The sequence below is a fragment of the Xanthomonas campestris pv. badrii genome (assembly GCF_012848175.1).
GTDB lineage: Bacteria > Pseudomonadota > Gammaproteobacteria > Xanthomonadales > Xanthomonadaceae > Xanthomonas > Xanthomonas campestris_C.
Genome location: NZ_CP051651.1, coordinates 4,273,403 through 4,295,963, shown reverse-complemented (window position 1 = coordinate 4,295,963; position 22,561 = coordinate 4,273,403). Strand labels below are relative to the sequence as shown.

At 66.1% G+C, this 22,561-nt stretch carries 18 protein-coding genes; 7 read left to right on the top strand and 11 right to left on the bottom strand.

Annotated features, from left to right (window positions below; translation table 11 throughout):
- Positions 1 to 77: 77 nt before the first annotated feature.
- Together HG421_RS18265 and HG421_RS18260 are read right to left on the bottom strand one after the other, a co-directional pair.
- Positions 78 to 974 carry a DUF3800 domain-containing protein gene (locus HG421_RS18265; RefSeq protein ID WP_248279409.1) on the bottom strand — a complete coding sequence of 299 codons (897 nt, stop codon included), beginning with the start codon at positions 972 to 974 and terminating at the stop codon, positions 78 to 80.
- A gap of 118 nt (positions 975 to 1,092) precedes the next feature.
- Entirely contained in the window at positions 1,093 to 2,136 is a 1,044-nt protein-coding gene (locus tag HG421_RS18260) for a Kelch repeat-containing protein (RefSeq protein ID WP_169707587.1), read from the bottom strand.
- A gap of 241 nt (positions 2,137 to 2,377) precedes the next feature.
- On the opposite strand from HG421_RS18260, the gene HG421_RS21115 reads away from it, so the two are divergent.
- Positions 2,378 to 3,424, top strand: coding sequence for a DNA-binding protein (locus tag HG421_RS21115; RefSeq protein ID WP_211161746.1), 1,047 nt, complete (start codon positions 2,378 to 2,380; stop codon positions 3,422 to 3,424).
- Positions 3,425 to 3,508: 84 nt separating this feature from the next.
- On the opposite strand, the gene HG421_RS18245 is transcribed toward HG421_RS21115, so the two are convergent.
- Positions 3,509 to 3,667 carry a DUF2256 domain-containing protein gene (locus tag HG421_RS18245; protein WP_169707586.1) on the bottom strand — a complete coding sequence of 53 codons (159 nt, stop codon included), beginning with the start codon at positions 3,665 to 3,667 and terminating at the stop codon, positions 3,509 to 3,511.
- Positions 3,668 to 3,901: 234 nt separating this feature from the next.
- Here HG421_RS18245 and HG421_RS18240 point away from each other — a divergent pair, with 234 nt between their 5' ends.
- A complete protein-coding gene (locus tag HG421_RS18240) occupies positions 3,902 to 4,324 on the top strand; it encodes a hypothetical protein (RefSeq protein ID WP_169707585.1) in 423 nt (140 codons plus the stop codon).
- 188 nt (positions 4,325 to 4,512) lie between these two features.
- On the top strand, positions 4,513 to 4,902 hold the full coding sequence (locus HG421_RS18235; protein ID WP_169707584.1) for a bleomycin resistance protein: 390 nt from the start codon (positions 4,513 to 4,515) through the stop codon (positions 4,900 to 4,902).
- A gap of 181 nt (positions 4,903 to 5,083) precedes the next feature.
- Here HG421_RS18235 and HG421_RS18230 read toward each other — a convergent pair whose 3' ends face one another.
- From HG421_RS18230 to HG421_RS18205, 6 genes are all read right to left on the bottom strand, one after another.
- Positions 5,084 to 6,553, bottom strand: coding sequence for a mannitol dehydrogenase family protein (locus tag HG421_RS18230; RefSeq protein WP_169707583.1), 1,470 nt, complete (start codon positions 6,551 to 6,553; stop codon positions 5,084 to 5,086).
- A gap of 224 nt (positions 6,554 to 6,777) precedes the next feature.
- Entirely contained in the window at positions 6,778 to 9,471 is a 2,694-nt protein-coding gene (locus tag HG421_RS18225; protein ID WP_169707582.1) for a glycoside hydrolase family 3 protein, read from the bottom strand.
- A gap of 2 nt (positions 9,472 to 9,473) precedes the next feature.
- Positions 9,474 to 9,689, bottom strand: coding sequence for a hypothetical protein (locus HG421_RS18220; protein ID WP_168968122.1), 216 nt, complete (start codon positions 9,687 to 9,689; stop codon positions 9,474 to 9,476).
- Positions 9,689 to 10,948 carry a D-mannonate dehydratase ManD gene (gene manD, locus HG421_RS18215; protein WP_169707581.1) on the bottom strand — a complete coding sequence of 420 codons (1,260 nt, stop codon included), beginning with the start codon at positions 10,946 to 10,948 and terminating at the stop codon, positions 9,689 to 9,691. Before manD ends, HG421_RS18220 begins: the two co-directional genes overlap by 1 nt.
- A gap of 11 nt (positions 10,949 to 10,959) precedes the next feature.
- Complete coding sequence (locus HG421_RS18210) at positions 10,960 to 12,921, bottom strand: sialate O-acetylesterase (RefSeq protein WP_169707580.1); 1,962 nt, start codon at positions 12,919 to 12,921, stop codon at positions 10,960 to 10,962.
- Positions 12,918 to 15,119, bottom strand: a complete 2,202-nt coding sequence (locus tag HG421_RS18205) for an alpha-glucuronidase family glycosyl hydrolase (protein WP_169707579.1) — start codon at positions 15,117 to 15,119, stop codon at positions 12,918 to 12,920. Before HG421_RS18205 ends, HG421_RS18210 begins: the two co-directional genes overlap by 4 nt.
- A gap of 161 nt (positions 15,120 to 15,280) precedes the next feature.
- On the opposite strand from HG421_RS18205, the gene HG421_RS18200 reads away from it, so the two are divergent.
- Positions 15,281 to 16,348 carry a LacI family DNA-binding transcriptional regulator gene (locus HG421_RS18200; protein ID WP_169707578.1) on the top strand — a complete coding sequence of 356 codons (1,068 nt, stop codon included), beginning with the start codon at positions 15,281 to 15,283 and terminating at the stop codon, positions 16,346 to 16,348.
- 221 nt (positions 16,349 to 16,569) lie between these two features.
- On the opposite strand, the gene xylA is transcribed toward HG421_RS18200, so the two are convergent.
- Entirely contained in the window at positions 16,570 to 17,907 is a 1,338-nt protein-coding gene (xylA, locus tag HG421_RS18195) for a xylose isomerase (RefSeq protein WP_169707577.1), read from the bottom strand.
- Positions 17,908 to 18,463: 556 nt separating this feature from the next.
- On the opposite strand from xylA, the gene ttcA reads away from it, so the two are divergent.
- The 3 genes from ttcA (at position 18,464) to HG421_RS18180 (ending at position 21,525) form a co-directional block, all read left to right on the top strand.
- The gene (gene ttcA, locus HG421_RS18190; RefSeq protein ID WP_169707576.1) at positions 18,464 to 19,372 is read left to right on the top strand and encodes a tRNA 2-thiocytidine(32) synthetase TtcA; all 909 of its coding nucleotides are present in this window, start codon (positions 18,464 to 18,466) and stop codon (positions 19,370 to 19,372) included.
- 60 nt (positions 19,373 to 19,432) lie between these two features.
- On the top strand, positions 19,433 to 20,338 hold the full coding sequence (locus HG421_RS18185) for a recombination-associated protein RdgC (RefSeq protein WP_169707575.1): 906 nt from the start codon (positions 19,433 to 19,435) through the stop codon (positions 20,336 to 20,338).
- Between the two features lie 401 nt (positions 20,339 to 20,739).
- On the top strand, positions 20,740 to 21,525 hold the full coding sequence (locus HG421_RS18180) for a SprT family zinc-dependent metalloprotease (RefSeq protein WP_169707574.1): 786 nt from the start codon (positions 20,740 to 20,742) through the stop codon (positions 21,523 to 21,525).
- 169 nt (positions 21,526 to 21,694) lie between these two features.
- Here HG421_RS18180 and HG421_RS18175 read toward each other — a convergent pair whose 3' ends face one another.
- Positions 21,695 to 22,561 (bottom strand): alpha/beta fold hydrolase, encoded by an 867-nt coding sequence (locus tag HG421_RS18175; protein WP_169708252.1) that lies wholly within the window; start codon positions 22,559 to 22,561, stop codon positions 21,695 to 21,697.

The window sequence follows — 22,561 nt, the reverse complement described above, 5'->3', positions numbered from 1 at the left end:
ATTCTTCGGTCTAGACCCCTAGACTCGCAACCTAAGTGGACTGGGGGTTCCCGGTCGGCGTCATAGCCTCGGTGAGATCATCGGGGCTTTTCGCTTTCTGGCGGTGGAAAAATCTTCAGACCCCAGCCTTCATAGTTCACTCCCAACTTGCGCCTGCCCTCCTTGCAGAAGAATTTGCGCTGCAGCACGTCGAATGCTCGGTTTGCATGACCCGGACGAAGGACCGATAGGCCAATAGGACGTGCAACCAGGTCGGCCAATTGCAGGCCCGAAGAGTTGGCTTTCTTGTCCGCAAATACGAGGGTGAAAGGAAGGGGTCGGCTCCAGCGGTTTGCATCATCGCAGATCCGCCTGAATTCAAGCTCCAGGTCACGATCTTCCTTCTTGCCGCGACATTCAACCACCACATGCGTTGGAACGGCATCCTGCTTCTTTTCCTGCATCAGTTCAAAAAGCGTTTCCAGGCAAAATGCCAGCGCCAGATGGTAAGGATTGTTTTCCATCTGGGCCCGTTCTTTGAGTCGCGTTTTATCGATGACGCAGCTGATCAGAATGAAATTGTTTTTCTCGATGATACCGGTCAACTCGTTCAGGAAGAGATTCTTTTCTAGCCGATCATTGAAACGGAAAGGTCCTTTTTCCTTGCGGATTTCATGCTCGTGTAGAATCACGACGTCATGCCCAAAATGCCGAAACTTGAACGACTCGATAGCAGGAACCACGTGCTGCGCGTAGTGCCCTTTGTGAAAAACGCAAAACGCCAGAACGAACACCGGGTAGTTCGGGTCCACTGTCTCCAGGCCGTGGTCGCCACTCTCATCGACGTAAACGATGTAGTGACTGTATTGCGGGTTTTGAGCGGCCGACGATGAAAGCGCCGTTACTCCGCCCTTCGCGTGGGTAAGAGGGAGCAAGAATTGCTCTTCTACGCCTGAGACCATCGGACGTATCTTGTCTGATCGGCGTTTCGGCATTACCACTCCCTGGTGTTATGAGTTGAACAGCGAGCAGGCAGATTAGATGCCCATCTGCGGGCACACAATGTTCGACCCGCTCGCTGCCCGCCTGTCGCGGGCACAAGCGTTCCAACGACTAGGGTTGGCGACGACCACCGAGCACCAATGTGTCATCCAATTCCGGCCCACCACCGCGATTGGCGCTTCCCGCAATCAGATAGAGATCGCCCCCGATCATTGCGGCCTGGGTACCATGCCGCCCTTGCGGCAATGCAGCCAGCGTCTTCCAGGTGGCAGTGGCCGGGTTGTACGCTTCTACCTCCGCGTGCGCCTCGACCTGCCGTGTGCTCTCGCCGCCCATCACAAGGAGCTGGCCATCGCGTGCGATAGCCGCGGTGCCCGCGCGTGGTGTCGGTAATGCAGCCGGAGCGACAGTCCAAGTGCCGCGTTCGATGTCATAGACATCGACTTCCGGGATGGTCTGCGCCAGGGTGTTGCCGCTTTCGTGCGCCGACCTGCGTCCACCGGCGGCATACAGTTTTCCGTCGATCACCACCGCGTGGAAATGGTCGCGTGCGTGCGGCGCATCGGCCAGCTGCGTCCATTGCTGTGTCCTGGTATCGAAGGCATCCAGCCACGGCACGTAGCCGCTCATATGCCCGCGTGTGTTGCCACCAACCAGATACAGCACGCCGTCGTGCTCCACGGCGCCGGCAGCACCGCGGCGGCGGTGTTTGGGAATCTCCGGCCCGACCTGCCAGCGGTCGGTCTGGGGATCGTAGATCAGCAGATTGCTCAGCGACGCTTCCTCGGGGTAGTCGCCCGTAAAGCCGCCCACGAAATACAGCTTGCCGGACGACACCACCGCCTGCGCATGGCTGACCATCAGCGGCGGTGCACTGCCTTGTGACCAGCGGCGCGTGCGGGTGTCGAAAATTTCCAGTGGGCGCTGATCGCGTCCACCAATCAGATACAGGCGATCGCCGATGGCCACCATGCTGTTTTCATGGCGCGCATGCGGGGTGTTGCGCGTGGTCAGCGCCTGCCATTGCTGCAACTGCTTGGATGACGCCGGAGTAGTCGCTGGCGCTGCCTTGTCGAGCGCCTGGCCCGGCGCAGGTAGGGTGCCGATCGCGGCAGCAAGCAGGCTTGCGCAGAACGAGGTCTTCAACAGGCGCATGCAGCATTCCTCCAGTCACCGTGGCAGGCCAGTGTAGCGACCTGCACGATGATCCACTTGCACAAGCAGGCTGATCTGCAGCCAGCGCTGGCGCGGCGGATGCTGTCTGTGCCATGCGTGCTGTGCGCGCAGCTGGCTTGCCGAAGCAACGCCATTGCAGTGTGCGCATTGGACAGGCCCGCAACTTGCCACGACGTTGATGGGCGCGGCGCATGCGCTGACGGGCTGCGAGCCTCTTCACATGCAGCAGCACCACGCATGCGAACACTACGGCAACTCGATGCAGCAGGAGAGGGTTGTGGCACGTACACCAGCAAAGCAGGCGATTTCCACGACGCCGCCCAAGAACGTTGCCAACGCCGCGGCACGCGGGCTGCGGCTGCGTGAGCAGCATGGGCGTGGCGGTACCGCGATCGGCGTCGCGCGTGCACGCGATCTGTCTGCGCAGAAATCGCTTTCCACCCAGACCATTGGACGCATGCACGCCTATTTCGCGCGTCACAGCGTGGACAAGAGCGGCAAGGGCTGGGCCGACCGTAGCGCGCCATCGGCCGGCTATATCGCCTGGCTGCTCTGGGGCGGCGATGCAGGCCAGCGTTGGGCGGCGCGGCTGTATCAGCGGCTGGAGGATGCAGCCAACGCAAAGACCACGGCAGGCAAGAGCGCAAGGGCCGGGAGCGCGGCCGCTGCCGACGCCAGTGGTATCAAGACACGCACTGCCAGGAAGACCGCAGAAAAACGCACTGCAAAGAAGACCGCCGCAAAGAAGGTTGCGAAGAAGGCAACCGGAGCCTCCTCTGCGAAGGCGTCTGCGGCAAAAAAAGCAGCGGCCAGGAACGCGGGAGCCGGTAGCGCGGCTGCACGCAAGTCTTCGACCGGCGCGCGCAAGGTTGGCGGCACGAAGACCGCCAGGAAGCCGGCTGCCAAGAAGACCGCAGCAAGCAAGACCGCAGCCAGGACAGCGACGGCCAACAAACGTCCTGCCAAGAAAACCGCGACAAGAAAGACAGCGACTCGCCGAGCTGCGGCCAGCAAGAGGGCCTCCACGCGCAGTACCGCGAACAAAAGTGCGGGCAAGGCCTCCGCACCATGGAACACGTCAAACCCGAAGCGGGCTTCGCGGAAACGGCCGCTTTCCCCAGCGCAGAAGACACAGGCCAAGCAGCGCGCCAAGGCAGCGGGTCGCCCCTATCCCAATCTGGTGGACAACATGGCAGTTGCAGGCAAAGGCAACGCAGCCAAGAAGGGGAGCGGATCGCGCGCTGCGAAAAAGGCAGGAAGCCATTAGCCACCAGCCCCTGCGTCTCAGGATGACCCGGTTGGCGCAGACGCTACAGTGGGTGAGTGCGACCGGGTTCCCGCTGAGAGCAGACTACGGTGCCGGACGTTGTCGCCTGCTGTCGCCGCGGCAGCGATCCGAGCAGTATTTCACTTCGTCCCATACCTTCTCCCACTTCTTGCGCCAGCGAAATGGTCGCCCGCACTGAACGCAGACCTTTTCCGGCAAATTCTGCTTCGTGTGGGGGGCCATGGGAAGGTTCCGGAGCGGTGTGGTGGGGTTCCAGCATGTCATGGCGACGTCCCGGACCGAAGTGTTGCCGTGCCGGGCTCCCACTTGGGTCGCGCATCGGCATGCCAGGCGGCCATTCGGCCAACGGATGCGTACATTGTCTATAGTGAGCGCAGGCTGGCCCGTGCAGATGCGAGCCGCACCTTCGCAAACGGCGGCATGCACTGGCCGCATCATCATCAGACAAGGACGCTCATGAAACCGTTTCTGCTCGTGTTGTCGGCCCTGCTGTACGGCATTGCGCTGTGCCTGCCTGCCTTGCATGGCGGCGATACCAGCGTGGGAGGGTTGGTCCTTCTGCTGTTCGGCTGGATGCAGGTGATCGATGGCCAGTGCGTGGCCTGGATGAGTAATCCGTTGTTCCTGCTGGCGTGGCCGTGTTACTTCCTCAAGCTGGACAAGATGGCGGCAGCCCTGTTGATGGCGGCTTGCCTGATCGGGCTGGATACCTTTCGCGCCACCCGGTTCGACAGGAACGAAGCCGGCCATCAGGTCATGATCGACCATGTGGGTGCTGCGTTCTATGTGTGGGAGCTGAGCTTCATAGTGCTGCTGGCGCTGGTGGTGATGCGCATTTTCAGCACATCCGGTGCCAGGCAGGGCGTCCGGGCATCGTGATCGCGATGCAGACCAGGGGCAGCTGGACGTTGTGCCATCCTATCGGTAGATAGGTGCGGCAGGTGAGCTGGTACACCCGGCAGCTGGGCGTAGCCGTCGTGACTGGTTGCAAGCGCACCTGAGTGCTTGGTGCGGCCAGCAATGGACGTACCGATTTGAGCCCGATCCTCACTGCAGACGAGTTGACGATGAACGCCAAGGCCACCACCGCTGACCAGACCATCCCGATCCTGCCCAGCCGCGCGATCGCGCAGACGTTGGCGTTCTATCGCCGGCTTGGCTTCGAGGGCGAGGTGCATCCGCATGACGCGGGGTACGCCATCCTGCGGCGCGGCGATGTGGAGCTGCACTTCTTCGCGCACCCGGATCTGGATCCGGCGAGCTGCTATGCGGGCTGCTATCTGCGGGTGAGCGATGTCGATGCCATCCATGCAGCGATGCAGGCAGCGGCGCTCCCGGTCCGGGGAATTCCACGGATCGACCCGGTGGGCGACAAGCCCTGGGGCATGCGCGAATTTGCGATCGTGGACGAGAGCGGCAATCTGCTGCGGATCGGGCAGGTCATCGGCGCCCGCTGACCCATGCTGCAAGCGCGCGGCGTTCGATCGCAGGTCGGCGCCGCCATCGACGTCATGCGTGGAGCGGCAAGGTAAGGATGCATCGGGTACCCTTGCCGGTCGGATGGCCGATCCCGATGCCGCAACCGGGGTCGAGCGAGCAGCGCACACGCCGGCAGCCGCTCTCGCGCCACCACGTGGCTCAGGCACTCAACGCAGCAAGGACCGCGTCCACACGGCCTGGCGTGGCATCGCCCAGCGCGGCATAGCCGCTGGTCAGCGCATCGATGAAGCGCCGGTCCGCAGCCAGCGTGCCGAACACGGCTTCCACCGTGACGAAACGGGCGATGTCACCAGCTGCATCGCCGGTGGCTGCACGTCCCAGCGCGCTCAGCGCATCGTTCAAGGGGTCGACCAGGGCCACGCCGTTGCGCGCCTGCCGGCGCACGAACTGCAGCCACGCGGCGACCGGCAAACAGAGGCGCTCGATGGGCCGGCTTGCGGCAAGCGCGTCGTCGATGGTGGCAAGCAGGCGCACCGGAATCTTCTGCGAGCCGTCCCAGGCGATCTGCGCAAGCAGATGGCGAATGGCGGGATTGCGGAAGCGCGCAAGAATCGCGTCGCTGTAGCGCTGCGCATCGAAGCCGTCCATCGGCTGCAGGGTGGGGGCGATGTCCTGGCGCATCAGCGCCGCGGCGAACGCCGCCAGTGGCCGATGCGCCATGGCATCGGCAACGGTTTCCAGCTGCAGCAAGCTGCCCAGATACGCCAGCGTGGAGTGCGGTGCATTGAGCAGGCGCAGCTTGGCGCGCGCATGGCCGGCGATGTCGTCGCTGAGCACCACGCCGACGCGCGCCAGGTCGGGGCGACCGTTGCAGAAATCGTCTTCGATCACCCACTGGCTGTAGCGCTCGCGCTGGATCGGCCAGGCATCGTGCAGGCCGGTCTGCGCCTGCACCTGGGTGCGCAGCGCCTCGTCGGTGGCCGGGGTGATGCTGTCGACCATCGAGCGCGGGAAACTGACGTGCTGCTCGATCCACACCGCCAGCGCGGCATCGTGCTGGCGCGCCAGCAGCAGCACTGCACGGCGTAGCAGGTGGCCGTTATCGGTGAGGTTGTCGCAACTGAGCACGGTGAACGGTGCAAGGCCGGCCTGCATGCGCCGGTGCAGCCCGGCCACCAGATAGCCGACTGCACTGCGTGGCGCGGCGGGGCTGGCGATGTCGTGCACGATGTCGGGGTGATGCAGGTCGAGCGTGTCGCCGGCCAGGCAATAGCCTTTTTCGGTGACGGTGAGCGTGACTAGCCGCACGGCGGGATCGGCCAGGCGCGCGAGCACGGCGGCTTGTTCGTCGGCGGCGCACAGCACCTGGCGGATGGCGCCGATGATGCGCAGTTGCGGATGCGTATCGAGCAGGGCGAGGGTGTAGAGGCCATCTTGCGGGCGCAACGCGTCGCGCACCTGCGGGCTGTGCAGCGAGACGGCGCAGATGGCCCAGCCGGGATCGTCTGCGAGCAGGTCATCGATGTAGACGGCCTGGTGGGCGCGGTGGAAGGCGCCTGCGCCCAGATGGACGATGCCGATGGTGACTGTTGCTGGATCGTAAGGGGGCGTTGAAACCGCTGGCGCCAGGGTGGCAAGGGTATCGAGCGAAAGACGTGGGGCTTGCATCGTGGTGTCCGCGCACTAGGGAGTTGGTGGAGTCGCCTGCGCCGTCCCCTCACCCCAAACCCCGCTCCGCGCCCCTGCCCGTGCCAGCAGCGCGGGCGCTCCAGGGCTTGCGCGCCAGTGGCGCGCAAGCAGTGCCTTATCGCCCCGAGGGGAGAGGAGCTGAGGGCAATCGCGGCCGGAGGGTTTGTTCGCCATGTCCACAGGGTGACGGCTTTTGAGAGGCGCTAGTCGTTGGTGACGGTAAAGCGTTGCGTGCTGCGGATGTCGCTGCTGGATGCGCCGATCTGCACTTCATAGGCGCCCGGGTCCACGGCGTAGGTCTTGCGCTGCTCGTCGTAGATACGCAGCGCATCGGCGGCCTTCAGCGTGAAGGCGACCTCGCGCTGTTCGCCCGGTTGCAGGGTCATGCGTTGAAAACCACGCAGCTCCTTGCCGGCCCGTTCGCGCTTGGGGTCCAGCGGATGCAGGTACAGCTGCACCACTTCGTCGCCGGCGCGCTTGCCGGTGTTGCGCACCTTCAGCGTCGCGCGCAACGTGCCATCGGCGCTGAGGGTGGTGCGGTCCAGGCGCAGGTCCGAGTAGGTGAATTGCGTGTACGACAATCCGTGGCCGAACGGGTACAGCGCGGTGCCGGTGAAGTAGCGATAGGTGCGCCCGCGCATGGCGTAGTCATCGAAGGCGGGCAGGCGCTCGGCTTCGGTGTAGAAGGTGATCGGCAGGCGACCACCCGGGCTGGCCTGACCGAACAGCACATCGCCCACCGCACTGCCGCCGCGCTGGCCGGGGTACCACGCCAGCAGAATCGCCGGTACATGCTGCTGCGCCCAATCCACCGCCAGTGCGGAGCCGGTGGTCAACACCGCCACCACCGGCGTGCCGGTGGCCTGCAGCGCCTGCAGCAGCTCGCGCTGCGGTTTGGGCAGGCGGGTGTCGGTGCGGTCGCCGCCGGCAAAGCCGGGATAGTTGACGTCCATCTCTTCGCCTTCGACATCGCCGGTGAGGCCGCCGACGAACACCACCACCTCGGCATTGCGAGCGGCATCCACCGCCTCCTGCAGCGGTGGCTTGGCACCAGGCATGCGCCAGGCCAGGCGCACCCCGGCATCGCGGGTGGCTTCGTAATACTCCACGCGCAGGTCGTAGGCCTTGCCGGCTTCCAGGCGCACGCTGGCATTGCCGCCGCGCATGCGCGGCGCATCGCTCCACTGGTCGATCAGCAACTTGCCGTCCAGATACAGGCGCACGCCGTCATCGGCAGCGATCTGCAGGTCGTAATCGCCGCTGACCGGCGGCAACAACTGGCCATGCCAACGCACGCTGAAATCGTCCTTGTCCAATGCCTGCCCGGGCTGCAGCTCGCCACGGCCCAGCGCATCGTCGGTGGGCGCATTGCGGTCCCAGCGGAAGGCGATGCGTGGGTCGATGCGGGTCAGCACCGGTTGCCCGGCCAGGCTGCGTCCCTTGAAGTATTCACCGGTCAATCCGTTCTGTTTGGCATCGGCGGCCGGGCGCAGATAGCGCGCGTCGATCGGTGCGGCAGCGTTGGGGTCTTCGCGTCCTTCCACCAGATCGCTACCGCGTGCATACACCACTTGCGCCTGTGGCGCCGCATCGCGGATGCCTTGCAGGATGGTGACCGGCGCGGCGGGCGTGCCGTAATAGTTGCCCAGCAGCGACATCGGATCATCGGCGGTGGGGCCGACCACGGCGATGCGCTTGAGCGTGGGTTTGAGCGGCAGCAGGCCGTCGTTCTTCAGCAACACCAGCGATTCGCGTGCGGCGCGTCGGGCCAGCGCATCGTGCTGCGGCGATTGATTCACCGAGGCGGGAATCTGTGCCCACGGCACCTTGGCCGGCGGGTCGAACATGCCTAAGCGCATGCGCGTGGCCATCAGCCGCTTGAGCGAGGTGTCGATGGCGGCTTCGTCGATCAAGCCGGCGCGCACCGCCTTGGGCAACGATGCATAGGTGTCGCCGCAATCCAGGTCGGTGCCGTGCTTGACGCCCAGCGCGGCGGCAGCTTCGGGCGTGGGCACGATCTTGTGGTTCTGCCAGATATCGCGGATCGCCGCGCAGTCGCTGACGATATAGCCATCGAAGCCCCAGTCGCGGCGCAGGATGCCTTCCAGCCGCGTGCTGGCCGAGGCGGATTCGCCATTGACGCGGTTGTAGGCGCCCATCACTGCGGCCACATGGCCTTCCTGCACCAAGGCCTGGAACGCCGGCAGGTAGGTCTCATGCAGATCGCGTTCGCTGGGATGCACGTCGAAGTGGTGGCGGTCCGCTTCCGGGCCGCTGTGGACGGCGAAGTGCTTGGCGGTGGCATCGAGCTTGCGGTATGGCCCCTGCTGCGCCTGCAGGCCCTGTACGAAGGTCACCCCCATGCGCGCAGTCAGGAACGGATCTTCGCCGTAGGTTTCCTGCCCGCGGCCCCAGCGCGGGTCGCGGAAAATGTTGATGTTGGGCGACCAGAATGTGAGCCCCTGGTAGCGCTTGTGCTCATCGCGCGCCAGAAACCCGTGGTGCTTGGCGCGTGCTTCATCGCTGATGGCGGTGGCCACTTCGGCCATCAACGGGGTGTCGAAGGTGGCTGTCAGCCCGATCGCCTGCGGAAACACCGTGGCACCACCGGCGCGCGCCACGCCGTGCAGCGCCTCGTTCCACCAGTCGTAGGCGGGCACCTGCAAGCGCGGGATCGCCGGTGCGGCGTTCTGCATCTGCGCGGCCTTTTCTTCCAGCGTCATGCGCGACACCAGATCGGCGGCGCGTGTCTCGAACGGCAGTTGGGTGTCCAGATACGGCGGCGGCGGCGGTGCAACCGCCTGCGTGTTGCCGGCCGCCAGGGCAATCGCCAGCAGCAGGCCGGCGGCCAGGGCGCGGCGCGAGGCGGCGGTGAGACGGGCAGGGTGCGAATGCATGGTCAGTCCTCCTTGGTGCGGTCTGGTTGCAACCGGGCGAAGGGCCCGATCATGCTGCCGACGAAGCCGCCGGCCTGTGCAGTGCTGAGGAAACCGGCATCGTCCTCGCGGCGTCGCGACTGCCAACCGGCGCGTGCCTGCGTATCGCCCGCCGCACGCTTGGGCCTGTCCTGCGCCTGTATCACGACAGGCACACGCGCGGCCGGCAATAGGCGCATCACCAATCCCACATCGCGCCGTCCTCCAGGCGCGCGATGGGCAGTTGTTTGGGCACATACGGATACTTGGCGGCCAGCGCCTCGTCGATGTCCACGCCATGCCCCGGGGTTTGGCCGCAATGCAGGCGCCCGTCGCGGAACACGTAGTCGTGCGGGAACACCGCATTGGCCTCGTCGGAATGGAACATGTATTCCTGGATGCCGAAGTTGGGCACCCAGGTGTCGAAGTGCAAGGCCGCGCCCATGCACACCGGCGACAGATCGGTGGCGCCGTGGAAGCCGGTGCGCACCTGATGCAAGGCCGCGAAGTCGGCCAGCCTGCGCACATGCGTGATGCCGCCGGCGTGGACGATTGTCGTGCGGATGTAGTCGATCAGCTGCTGTTCGATCAGGTGCTTGCAGTCCCAGATCGAATTGAACACTTCGCCCACTGCCAATGGCGTGACCGTGTGCTGGCGAATGATCTCGAACGCACGCTGGTTTTCCGCAGGCGTGGCGTCTTCCAGCCAGAACAGCCGGTACGGCTCCAGATCGCGGCCCAGGCGCGCGGCTTCGATCGGGGTGAGCCGGTGATGCGCATCGTGCAGCAGCTCGATCGCATCGCCGTGGTCGCTGCGCAATTGCTCGAACAACTTCGGCACCACACCCAGGTAGCGCGGCGTGGACCACACGGTTTCGGTGGGCAGTTCGCTTTCGGCCGGCTCGTACGGCTTGCCGCCGCTGGAAATGCCATAGGTCTTCTTGATCCCGGGCACGCCGCATTGCGCGCGGATGGCGATAAAGCCCATCTCGCGGAAGCGGCCCACTTCGTCGCTGGTTTCGGCGATATCGCGGCCGTTGGCGTGGCCATAGACCAGCGCACCTTCGCGCGAGCGCCCGCCCAGCAGCTGGTACAACGGCATGCCGGCCATCTTGCCCAGGATGTCCCATAGCGCCACGTCCACCGCGGCAATCGCGCTCATCGTCACCGGGCCACGCCGCCAGTACGCACCGCGGTAGAAGAGCTGCCAGATGTCCTCGATGCGCCCGGCATCGCGGCCGATCAGGTTCGGCACCAGGTGTTCCTGCAGGTAGGCCGCCACCGCCAGTTCGCGGCCGTTGAGCGTGGCATCGCCCAGCCCGGTGATGCCTGAGCGGGTGCGGATCTTCAGGGTGACGAAGTTGCGGCCCGGGCAGGTGACGATCACGCGCGCCTCGACGATCTCGCGGTCGCGGGCAGAATCTTGCAGCGGTGCAGGGGAGTCGGAAGTCTGTGACATCGTGATCTCGCTCAGGGGGAAGATGGGGTGGTGATGGGACGTTCGAACGGGCCAGCCGGCAGGCCGCTGCGGTCGTACAAGGTGCACACCGGGCTGTCGGCCCAGCAGTAGCGCACCCGCGCCGCATCCATGCCGGAGGGAATGCGCAGGCGCACGAGGCGCTGCTGCACGCTGGCGCTGGCATACCGGCAGCTGCCGGCCGCTGCACCGCAGATTTCGAAGCCGATTGGTGCATCATTGCTGTAGCTCAGCAGCGTGGTGTCCACATCGTCGAAGACGATGCGCACGCTGTCGCCATCGCGCTGCACCGCGCGTGGTGCCGGGCCCGAGGGTGCAATCGCCTCGCCATACACCACATGCCGCGCCGCGCGTGCCAGCCGCCGGCCCAGTTCCTGCTTGTTGGCCGGGTGGATGTCGTAGCGGTCGCCGATATCGATGGCCACTGCCAGGCCGGCATGCGCGTCTTCGGCCACGAAGCGGCGCTGCGCCTCGCGCAGCTGCGCCCAGCCGCTTTCCACCGGTTGCGTGGGCGGCGCGCCATAGTTGGCCAGCTGCACCATCAGCAGCGGCAGCGTTGCACCGAAGCGTGCACGCCAGTCGCGCCGCCAGGCGTCGAGCAGGGCCGGGTAATGCATGGCATCGCCGGCATTGGATTCGCCCTGGTACCACAGCACCCCGCGCAGGCCGAGATGGCCGAGCGGGGCGATCATGCCGTTGTACAAGGTGGTCAGCCCCGCGGCCGAGGACCACGGTGCGCGCGGTGGCGAGCCCAGCTGCGGCGGCACGATGCGGTAGTGCCACGGCGCGGCCAGCGGCAGCGTGCTGCCATCGGCGAACTGCAGTGCACGCGAGGACGCATCGCCCAGCAATCCACCACGGCGATACGTGTTGAGGACATTGAGCACGATGCTGTTGCGCCCGGCATGCAGGTGGCCGCGCGGCAGCGCATAGCGGCGCGGTTGATCGGCCCCGTAGCTGCTGCCCACGCCAACACCGTTGACCCAGGTCTGGTCCAGCTCATCCACCGGCCCCAGCACCAGGGTGGCTTCCTGCGCCGCCTGTGCGGGCGTCAGCTCCACGCTGGTGCGATACCAGACCATGCCGTTGAAGCCCACCAACTGCGGCACACCCCAGTCGTCCCATACGCCCAGCGCAGCAGGTGCCGGTTGCCACGCGCCCGGCGCATCCGGTTGCCACGGCTCGCCTTCGCCATGTGCGTGCCACCATGCTTCCCACAGCCGTGCCCAGCGCGGCGCCGCGTCCGTCGGGCTGTCGGCATAGCGTGCCAACACATCCAGTGCCGGGCCATCGTCGCCGGCCGCGCGCAGTGCTGCCTCGCCGATCCAGGCCTGCAGCTGCGAGCCGCCCCACGAGGCGTTGATCAACCCCATCGGCACGGACACGGTCTTGTGCAGTTCGCGCGCGAAGTAGTAGCACGCTGCCGAAAAGTCCTTCACCGTGTCCGGCGTGGTCGGCTGCCATTGCGCTGCGCCGCCAAAGTCACGTTGCGGCGTGGGGCTGGATTGCGCCGGCACCTTGAACATGCGGATGGCCGGTTGATCGGCATCGGCGATCTCGCTGCGCGCATCCAGCGTGCGATGCACCTGCAATTCCATGTTGGATTGGCCCGAACACAGCCAGACATCGCCGATCATCACATCGGCCACCTGCTGTGTCGCACCGTCGGCGCCGCTGGCGGTCAGCGTGTACGGTCCGCCGGCGGCGTGGGCAGGCAGCTGCACCTGCCAGTGGCCCTGGCGATCCGCGCGCACCTGTCGCTGCTGGGTCTCCAATTGCACCCGCACGCGCGTGCCGGGCGCCGCATTGCCCCACACCCGGATCGGCGCATCGCGTTGCAGCACCGCATGGTCCTGGAACAGCGGATGCAGCAGCGGCATATCGGCGGCGTAGGCTACATCGGCTGCGAGCGCGGCAGCGGCGGCAAGCAGCAGGGGCACACCACGCAGTTTCATTTCGGATTCCCCGGTGCGTACGGAAATTTCAGGCCCTGGTAGTACGCCAGCGGATGCGCCGGGGCGGCCACGCCTGGCGGCAGGGCGCGCCCGGACACGCTCTGGAAATAGGCGATGCTGGCATCGCGCCACCACTGCGCTTCGTCCTGCTGGATTGCCAGAAACGCGTCCACCTGCCGGTAGCGCGGTGCATCGATGCGGCCGGCCAGGCCTTGCCAGGTCGCCCGCATCGCCCGCACCTCGTCCACGCCATGGTCGTAATGCCACACCAACTCGTCCCACAGTGTCCGCCCGGAGGCCATGCGCCGGTCCCAGGAGACATGATGGAACCACAGCAGATACTGCTCGGGCACGCGTCGCACATCGCCGAACACGCGCGCCACCGGTGCGGCGTATTGCGCGGCCGCGTTGCTGCCGCTGGCGCTGCGATCAAATCCGATGCCGTTGCGGTCGGCGCGGTGGTAATACACCGGATCCCAGTCGGGTCGCTCGCTGCCGGCATCCCAGGGCGCCGGGCCGTAATGGTGGCCGCGCCCCATCAGATGATGCAGGCCCAGTGGCGTCATGTAGTCCACCACCGCCTCGCGCGAGCGCAGCATCATGCCCACCACCGGCGTGACCACGGCCGGGTCGTTGGACAAGGTCATGCGCACCCAGTCCTGCGCGATCGCCTCCGGCGACAACGACGGATTCCAGGCCAGCCGTCCATAGGCATACCAGTTGGCCTGATCGAACAAGGAGCCGCTCCAGTTGCGGTCCGCCCCGATGTTGGCAACGCCGGCGATGCCGGTCAGCCGCGGGCGTTTGGCATCGTTGAACACGCTGCCATCGACCGTCTTGGCGACGGTCGAACCCTTGCCGCGCGCATAGGTATCGGCCTGCAAGGTCTCGGCGAACAAGGTGCCCAGATACGCCAGATGCGTGGAAAAGCCAAGATATTCCTTGGTGATCTGGAATTCCGGCATCAGCGGCGTCTTGCGCATCGCGCCGAACAAGGGATGGAAGGGCTCGCGTGGCTGGAAATCGATGGCGCCGTTTTTCACCTGCACGATCACGTTGTCGGCGAATGCCCCATCGAGCGGCATGAATTCACTATACGCCTGCTTGGCGCGGTCGTCGGGCTGCTCGTGCGAATACACGAATGCACGCCACATCACCACGCCACCATGCGGCGCCAGCGCGGCGGCCAGCAGGTTCGCGCCATCGGCATGCGTGCGCCCGTAATCCTGCGGGCCGGGCTGTCCTTCGGAATTGGCCTTGACCAGAAACCCGCCGAAATCCGGAATGCGCGCATAGATCGCATCGGCGGTCTCACGCCACCAGCGCTGCACCTGCGCATCCAGCGGGTCGGCGGTGGGCAGCCCGCCGATCTCGATCGGCGCACTGAAGCGGGCGCTGAGAAATACGCGGATGCCATACGGCCGAAATACCTTGGCCAGCGCAGCAGCTTTGTCCAGATACTGCGGCGTCAGGCTCCATGCCTTGGCGTTGACATTGTTGAGTACGGTTCCATTGATGCCCAGCGAGGCATTGGCGCGCGCGTAATCGGTGTAGCGCGGATCCAGATAGCCCGGCAGTGTCTGCCAGTTCCACAGCGAGGCGCCGGCATAGCCGCGCTCCACCACGCCATCGAGATTGTCCCAGTGATTGAGCATGCGCAGCTGCAGCCGCGGCGACTCACGCACGTTCAATGCGGTCAGTGCCTGGCCGGTCTGCAGCAGACGCAGGAAATGAAATGCGCCGTACAGCGCACCGATATCGCTGCCGCCCACGATCGCGATGCTGCGGTGGCCGTCCACGGTGAGCGACTGGATCAGGTAGCCCTCGCGGCCAAGATCGGCGGTATGCAGCGTCAGGGCTGCCACCTGTGGCGCATTGGCCGGACCCAGCAGCAGCGTGCCGTCGCGCAAAACCTCTTCAGTGGGTTGCGGCGCGGCGCCCAGCAGGCCCTGCAGGCCACGCTCCAGCTCCTGGCGCGCGGCCTGCAGGGTGGGCGAGTCGCCAGCGACCACCAGTGCCTGGGTGTGTTCGCGCAATGCCATGGCGTTGTCCACCGGCTGGTAGCGCAACCACAGATCGTAGCCATCCTCGGCGTGTACCTGCGCAGCAGGCAGCAACACGCCGCAGAGCAGCATCAGCCCCATCAGTAGCCGCGCAGTTATCGGGGCGCGATCACCGCCGCTTGCCTGCCTGCTCATGCCATCTGCTCCACTGCGTGTGACGCAGCGTTGCGCGTCTCCCCGCTCTGTCTGCTTCCCGGTACCATGATGCGCATCGTCGTGTATGCCGTGGGTGCGGACGTCATTGCCGCAGTCGGTATGCATCGTGCAGCTTTCGCACTCACTTGAAGAGGCCACGCTTGGAGAAGGTCAGGAAATCGGTCCGCCGCACCAGCCGCGCGACCACCATCGACGAGGTGGCGGCGCTGGCGAAAGTGTCGCCGATGACGGTCTCGCGTGTGGTCAACAACACCGGCAGTGTGCGTCAGGCCACCCGCGAGCGCGTCATGCGTGCCGTCGACAAACTCGGTTACACGCCCAACCTGGCGGCCAGCGCGCTGGCCGCCGCGCAAAGCACCCGCATCGCGCTGATCTACAGCGACCCCAGTGGCGCCTACCTGCGCGAGTTGTTGCTCGGCGTGTTGCGTGTTGCGTCGCGCACCTCGATCCAGCTGGTGATCGACTGCTGGGACGATCTGGATGCCGATGCCGAGCGCCGTGCCGCGCGCAAACTCGCCAAGGGCGTGGCCGGCGTCATCCTGCCGCCACCGTTGTGCGAATCCCGCGCCGCAGTGCTGGAACTGGTGCGCGCCAAGGTGCCTGTGGTGGCGATCGCCTCCAATCATTTCAGCCCCGATGTGGCCTGCGTGCGCATCGACGAATTCGCTGCCGCCAAGGAAATCACCGAGCATCTGATCGCGCAGGGGCATACGCGGATCGGCTACATCGCCGGGCATCCCAACCTGTCGGCCAGCACGCGGCGTTTCGAAGGATTCCAGGCCGCCTTGTCCGATGCCGGCCTGCGGCTGGATCGGCATCTGGTGCAACCGGGCGACTACACCTACCGCTCGGGGTTGCTGGCCGCGGAAACGTTGCTGGCACGCAAGCGCCGCCCCAGCGCGATCTTCGCCAGCAACGACGATATGGCTGCCGCCGCCATTTCGGTGGCGCATCGGCGCGGCATGGATGTGCCGCGTGATCTGTCGGTGGTGGGGTTCGACGACACCTCCGCCGCCACCGCCGTGTGGCCCGAACTCACCACGGTGCAGCAACCCATTGCCGCCATGGCCGATGCCGCGTTGGACATCCTGCTGAAGACGATACGCGCCAAGGAGCGGACGCCGAAGATGGTCGATCATGTGGTCGCGCACCTGCTGGTCAAGCGGGATTCGGTGGCCGCGCCGACATCCGTCGATCCGGCCGAATAGAGAGCGCTGCGGGACGGCTGCGCAGCCCGTGGGCTGCCGCAACCGGTGTCGGTCACCGACCTGGTCGGGCTGCGGACCCGCCCACGTATCTGCCGTCTGCCGGCAGGTGCGCGTTCGCGTCACTGGCCTTTCCTGTCGCGCCTGCTCCTGCATGCGCCGCGCTCGCAGCGCATGCAGCCATCGCACACACTGTCTTTCATCAACATGCGTGCGCCGATGGATCAACGCGTCAGATACTGATTGATCAGGTTTTCGTAGGCTTCCTGGCGGCCACTGATCTGCGTGGGTGCATGGCCGGCGGCGTAGCTGGCCAGGTCGGCCAGGGTGCTCTTGCCGGATGCGAAGTCCGCACCAGCGCCGCTGTCGAAGCTGGCGTAGCGCTCGGCGCGCCATTGCTCCAGCGGCGAAGCCGTCAGCAGCGCGTTGGCCACTTCCAGCCCGCGTGCGAACGCGTCCATGCCGCCGATGTGGGCCAGGAACAGGTCCTGCGGGTCGGACGATTCGCGGCGCACCTTGGCGTCGAAATTCAGGCCGCCCGGGGCCAGCCCGCCCTGGCGCAGCACCACCAGCATCGCGCCGACGGTGTCGTACAGGTCGGTCGGGAACTGATCGGTATCCCAGCCGTTCTGCGGGTTGCCGCGGTTGGCGTCGATGCTGCCCAGCAGGCCGGCATCAGAGGCCACCTGTAGGTCGTGCTCGAAGCTGTGGCCCGAGAGCGTGGCGTGGTTGGCTTCGATATTGAGCTTGAAATCCTGATCCAGGCCGTGCTGACGCAGGAAGCCGATCACCGTGGCGCTGTCGAAGTCGTACTGGTGCTTCATCGGCTCCATGGGCTTGGGCTCGATCAGGAAGTTGCCCTTGAAGCCGATGCTGCGACCGTAATCACGTGCCAGGGTCAAAAAGCGCGCCATGTTGTCCTGCTCGCGCTTCATCTGGGTGTTGTGCAGGCAGGCATAGCCTTCGCGGCCGCCCCAGAACACGTAGTTCTCGCCACCGAGTTCAACGGTCGCATCGATCGCGGCCTTGACCTGCACCGCGGCACGCGCGACCACGTTGAAGTCCGGGTTGGTCGATGCACCATTCATATAGCGCGGGTGCGAGAACAGGTTGGCGGTGCCCCACAGCAGCTTGATGCCGGTGTCGGCCTGGCGCTGCTTGGCGATGCCCACCATGTGCTTGAGATTCTTTTCGTACTCGCCGATGTCGTCGGCATCCGGTGCCAGATCGATATCGTGGAAGCAGTAATACGGCACGCCGAGCTTGGTGAAGAACTCGAACGCGGCATCGGACTTGGCTTCGGCGCGCGCCAGTGCGGTGTTGCCCACATCCCAGGGATAGGCGCGCGTGCCCGGGCCGAACGGATCGGCGCCGTTGCCGCAGAAGCTGTGCCAGTAGGCCACGGCAAAGCGCAGGTGCTCGGCCATCGTCTTGTCGCCGATGGTCTTGTTGGCGTCGTAGACCTTGAACCCGAGCGGGTTGTCGGAGTCGCGGCCTTCGAAGCCGATCTTGCCGATGCCGGGGAAATATTCCTTCGCGCCGATGTAGACGGTGTTGCTCATGGGGTGGAACTCCTGCAGAAAGGGGGTGTCATGGGGGAGAGGGATGGCATCGACACACTGCGACGCCGGCACGCGCATCGACCAGTGGCGCCGCGTCGCTGCAGCGCATCTGTGCATGCGGGTACTGCTACGCAATCCACAGAATGTTAGCGCTACCAAAAAGCCGACTGAAAAAAGCCGCGCCATACAGCGAAGCCGAAGGTGTCATGCCGATCCCAGCTGAAACGGTCTTGCGGACTTTACCCAGCCCGTCGCCGAAAGGCTTGCTGCGCTGCGAGATGCGAGCTGTTGCGGGGTGGCTGGTGTCTGGTGGGTTGGGGCGTACGACCCTCACCCGCCCTTCGGGCACCCTCTCCCGCGTGCGGGAGAGGGGAGCATCCGCAGAAGAGGGATTGCCGCGACCGGGCTGGGTGGGAAGCGCTCTCCCCTGGACGAGGGCGTGCTCCCTTCCCCCGTTCACGGGGGAAGGTGCCCGAAGGGCGGATGGGGGCCGCCACATCCAGCCCCACGACCAACTCCCAACCCCAATCCCCCCGGCAGCTACAATGGGCGGCTCATGACCGCTGTCCCGCCGCTGCCGCAACCCCTGGCCGACCCCGCGCCGCGCACTGCGCGCCCGCGGGTGCCGTCCGATCAGCTGCGCCTGGGCAAACGGCTGCAGCGCCAGGTGGGCCAGGCGATCGCCGACTTCGGCATGATCGAGCCCGGCGACAAGGTGATGGTGTGCCTGTCCGGTGGCAAGGACAGCTACACCTTGCTGGACATGCTGCTGCAGTTGCAGCGCAAGGCGCCGGTGCCGTTCACGCTGGTGGCGGTGAACCTGGACCAGAAACAGCCGGAGTTCCCCGCCGAGGTGCTGCCCAGCTATCTGCGCGAGCAGGGCGTGCCGTTCGACATCGTCGAACAGGACACCTACTCGGTGGTCAGCCGGGTGATCCCGGCCGGCAAGACGATGTGTTCGCTCTGCTCGCGGCTGCGGCGCGGCGCCTTGTACGCCTACGCGCAGGCACATGGCGTGACCAAGATCGCGCTCGGCCACCACCGCGACGACATCGTCGCCACGTTCTTCATGAACCTGTTTCACCACGCGCGCCTGGCGGCGATGGCGCCCAAGCTGCGCAGCGATGACGGCGAGCATGTGGTGATCCGTCCGTTGGCCTATGTGCGCGAAGCCGATATCGCCGCCTACGCACAGCTGCGCCAGTTCCCGATCATTCCGTGCAACCTGTGCGGCAGCCAGGAAAACCTGCAGCGCCAGCAGGTCGGCCGCATGCTGCAGCAGTGGGACCGCGACCATCCGGGGCGGGTGGAACAGATTGCGCGCGCGCTGGGCGACGTACGGCCCGAGCAACTGGCCGACCGCACCTTGTTCGATTTCCTGGCGCTGGGCCGCCGCTCCGACGCCAGCGCGCCCGATCCCACCGCCTGGCACGCCGCCGGCGACAGCGCACACGATAGCGACTGACGCGCCCGCCCGGTCGCCGTCGGTCTTCCACCTCCACGTTTTTCTTCTTCGGTCTTACGCATGTTCTTTCGCAATCTCACCCTGTTCCGCTTTCCCACCACGCTGGATTTCACGCAGATCGAAACGCTGCTGCCGCACGTGCAGCTCAAGCCGGTCGGCCCGCTGGAAATGAGCTCGCGCGGGTTTATTTCCCCGTTCGGCCGCGACGAGCAGGAAGTGCTCTCGCACCGTCTGGAAGATTTCCTGTGGCTCACCGTTGGCGGCGAGGACAAGATCCTGCCCGGCGCGGTGGTCAACGATCTGCTCGAGCGCAAGGTCGCCGAGATCGAGGAAAAGGAAGGCCGCCGCCCAGGCGGCAAGGCGCGCAAGCGGTTGAAGGACGACCTGATCCATGAATTGTTGCCGCGCGCCTTCGTCAAGAGCTCGCGCACCGACGCCATCCTGGACCTGCAGCACGGCTACGTCGCGGTCAACACCTCCAGCCGCAAGAGCGGCGAGAACGTGATGAGCGAGATCCGCGGCGCGCTCGGCAGCTTCCCGGCGCTGCCGCTCAATGCCGAAGTCGCCCCGCGCGCCATCCTCACCGGCTGGATCGCCGGCGAGCCGTTGCCCGAAGGCCTGAGCCTGGGCGAAGAATGCGAGATGAAGGACCCCATCGAGGGCGGGGCGGTGGTCAAGTGCCAGCACCAGGAACTGCGCGGCGACGAGATCGACAAGCATCTGGAAGCCGGCAAGCAGGTCACCAAGCTGGCCCTGGTGATGGACGACAACCTGTCGTTCGTGCTCGGCGACGACCTGGTGATCCGCAAGCTCAAGTTCCTCGACGGCGCGCTGGACCAGCTCGAACACAGCGAAGACGACGGCGCACGCGCCGAACTCGACGCACGTTTCGCGCTGATGAGCGCCGAAGTCCGCCGGCTGTTCCTGCTGCTGGAAGTCGCGTTGAAGCTGAGCAAGGCCGAGTAACCGGCGCGCGGCCGGGCGTGGTGTGCACGCGCCTTGTCGCATCGCGGTGGATGTGCAGCGGCGGCCGGTGCTGAGACTGCGGTGCACACGGCCCGGCTGCCCATGTCCGGATCGCCCCCGGCCACGGCCACAGCCCCGCCGACTTTCGTTGGCGGCTGCAGCGACAACGTCGCGCTTCACGGCAAGCACAGCGCAGGACCTTGCACCGCATCCTGCGCGCCCATCCGCACGTCTGCACCAGTGGCCACCGCCAGCGCCGGCCACCGCGTCCAGATCGCATCACCCCGGTCCGCTGCGCGATCACCGTCGCCTGCATGTGCGGGCGGCCGCATCGCATGCCGTGCCAGGACATCGCATGCAAGGTCTCACCACCTGACACATCGCGGCGCTATCCTGTGCGCATGTTCAAGCCCGTCCGCCGCCTGATCGCGCCCGCCCCGCACGTCATCGAACGCGATTGCCTGCGTGTGCAGCTGGACGGCGCCGAGATCGAGGTGTTGCGCGTGCGCGACCCACGTGCGCGGCGGATCAAGCTCAGCGTGGACGAGCGCGGTGCGCGGCTCACCCTGCCGCTGCGTGCGAGCCTGGTGGCCGGCGAACGCTTCGTGCACGCGCATCTGGATTGGCTGGGCACCCAGCTGTCGCGTTACCAGCAGGTCGATGCATTCCCGGCACTGCGATGTGGCGTGCCCGGGTTGTTGCCCTTGCGTGGCGCGCTGCTGCCGTTGGCCTGGCACGAAGGGCGCTACGCACGCATCGACCTCGCTGACGACGGCGCGCACTTCCATGTGCCGGCACGGCTGGGCGAAGCCGGCCTGCGCCGCACGCTGAAGGAATTCTATGAAGCGCAGGCGCGCGCCGACGTCGGCCGCTGGCTGCCGACCTATCTGCCTGGGCTGCCGCGCCCACCGGCACGCCTGCGGCTGAAGGTGATGTCCTCGCAGTGGGGCTCGCTGGCACCGGACGGCTCGATGGCGCTGGATCTGGCGCTGGTGCTCGGCCGCTCCTCGGCATTCGAATACGTGCTGGTGCACGAGCTCTGCCATCTGCTGCAGGCCAACCACTCGCCGGCGTTCTGGGCCGAAGTGGAACGGCGTTTTCCCACCTGGCGCGACGAGCGCAGCTATTTCCACGACCACGGCCGCCAGCTCAAGGCGCAGCTGCGGCGGTTGCTGCAACCGACCTAGCCGATCGGTGTGTTGCGCCACGTGCGGTACTGCCAGTGCGCAATGCCGAGCGCGTCAGCTTTGCACAAGGCCAAACGCGTCCTCGCCCCGACACGAGGGCGTCGCATTGCACGGCCTTGTGCCGGGGCGGCGCGCCCGCACCGGCACACACGCAAGCGACATCGCCTTCTCACGCACGCGGCAATGGCAACGACGCCAGAAACGCATCGATCACTGCCGCCACCGGTTGCGGTGTTTCCATATGCACATGGTGCGTGCCCGGCAACAGCTCCAGGCGCGCGTCCGGCACCATCGCCACCCGGTGATCGCGCAGCGCATCGGAAAAATACGGCTGTGCCGGCGTAGCGAAGATCGCCTGCGTCGGGCACACGATGGACGACAGCACTGCGTCGATCTGCGCTTCGGTCATGCGGATGGCCGTGGGCAGGGTCAGGCGTGGATCGGTGCACCAGCTGTAGCCGCCTTCGACCACGCGCAGGCCGCGCTCCACCAGCAGCCGTGCCGACGGCTCGGTGAGTTGATTGGCCATCATGCGTGCGCGGATGGGCGCTTCCCTCGAAGCAAACACCCGTAACGGCCGCTGCGACAGGCTGCGGGTCGAGCGCACCGAATCGCGCAGCCGTTCGGCGGTGCTTTCCACCGGCTCGGCCAGGGCGCCCAGGGCCTCGATGACCACCAGCGCCTCGATGCGTTCCGGCGCGGCGGCGGCCATCAGGCTGGCCACCCCGCCGCCCAGCGAATGGCCGAGCAGGGTGAAGCGCTCCCAGCCCAGCGCATCGGCCACCTGCAGCAGATTGTGAATGGCGCTGCTGAGGGTGTATTCGGCGCCCACCGGCAGCCACGCACTGTGGCCGTGGCCGGGCAGGTCCAGCAGCACCAGATCCAGGTCCGGCGCCTGCAGGTGCGCGCTCAACGGCACGAAGCTGGCCGCATTGTCGAGCCAGCCATGCAATGCCAGTACCCGGCGCGGTCCCCGCTCGGCGTTGCGCAACCCGGTCACCTGGCCGATGGCCAGTTCACACGCAAACGGCTCCAG

Coding starts and splice junctions, on each gene's coding strand:
- HG421_RS18265 (WP_248279409.1), bottom strand. CDS start 974: ATGCCGAAACGCCGATCAGACAAGATACGTCCGATGGTCTCAGGCGTA.
- HG421_RS18260 (WP_169707587.1), bottom strand. CDS start 2,136: ATGCGCCTGTTGAAGACCTCGTTCTGCGCAAGCCTGCTTGCTGCCGCG.
- HG421_RS21115 (WP_211161746.1), top strand. CDS start 2,378: ATGCAGCAGCACCACGCATGCGAACACTACGGCAACTCGATGCAGCAG.
- HG421_RS18245 (WP_169707586.1), bottom strand. CDS start 3,667: ATGGCCCCCCACACGAAGCAGAATTTGCCGGAAAAGGTCTGCGTTCAG.
- HG421_RS18240 (WP_169707585.1), top strand. CDS start 3,902: ATGAAACCGTTTCTGCTCGTGTTGTCGGCCCTGCTGTACGGCATTGCG.
- HG421_RS18235 (WP_169707584.1), top strand. CDS start 4,513: ATGAACGCCAAGGCCACCACCGCTGACCAGACCATCCCGATCCTGCCC.
- HG421_RS18230 (WP_169707583.1), bottom strand. CDS start 6,553: ATGCAAGCCCCACGTCTTTCGCTCGATACCCTTGCCACCCTGGCGCCA.
- HG421_RS18225 (WP_169707582.1), bottom strand. CDS start 9,471: ATGCATTCGCACCCTGCCCGTCTCACCGCCGCCTCGCGCCGCGCCCTG.
- HG421_RS18220 (WP_168968122.1), bottom strand. CDS start 9,689: ATGCGCCTATTGCCGGCCGCGCGTGTGCCTGTCGTGATACAGGCGCAG.
- manD (WP_169707581.1), bottom strand. CDS start 10,948: ATGTCACAGACTTCCGACTCCCCTGCACCGCTGCAAGATTCTGCCCGC.
- HG421_RS18210 (WP_169707580.1), bottom strand. CDS start 12,921: ATGAAACTGCGTGGTGTGCCCCTGCTGCTTGCCGCCGCTGCCGCGCTC.
- HG421_RS18205 (WP_169707579.1), bottom strand. CDS start 15,119: ATGAGCAGGCAGGCAAGCGGCGGTGATCGCGCCCCGATAACTGCGCGG.
- xylA (WP_169707577.1), bottom strand. CDS start 17,907: ATGAGCAACACCGTCTACATCGGCGCGAAGGAATATTTCCCCGGCATC.
- ttcA (WP_169707576.1), top strand. CDS start 18,464: ATGACCGCTGTCCCGCCGCTGCCGCAACCCCTGGCCGACCCCGCGCCG.
- HG421_RS18185 (WP_169707575.1), top strand. CDS start 19,433: ATGTTCTTTCGCAATCTCACCCTGTTCCGCTTTCCCACCACGCTGGAT.
- HG421_RS18180 (WP_169707574.1), top strand. CDS start 20,740: ATGTTCAAGCCCGTCCGCCGCCTGATCGCGCCCGCCCCGCACGTCATC.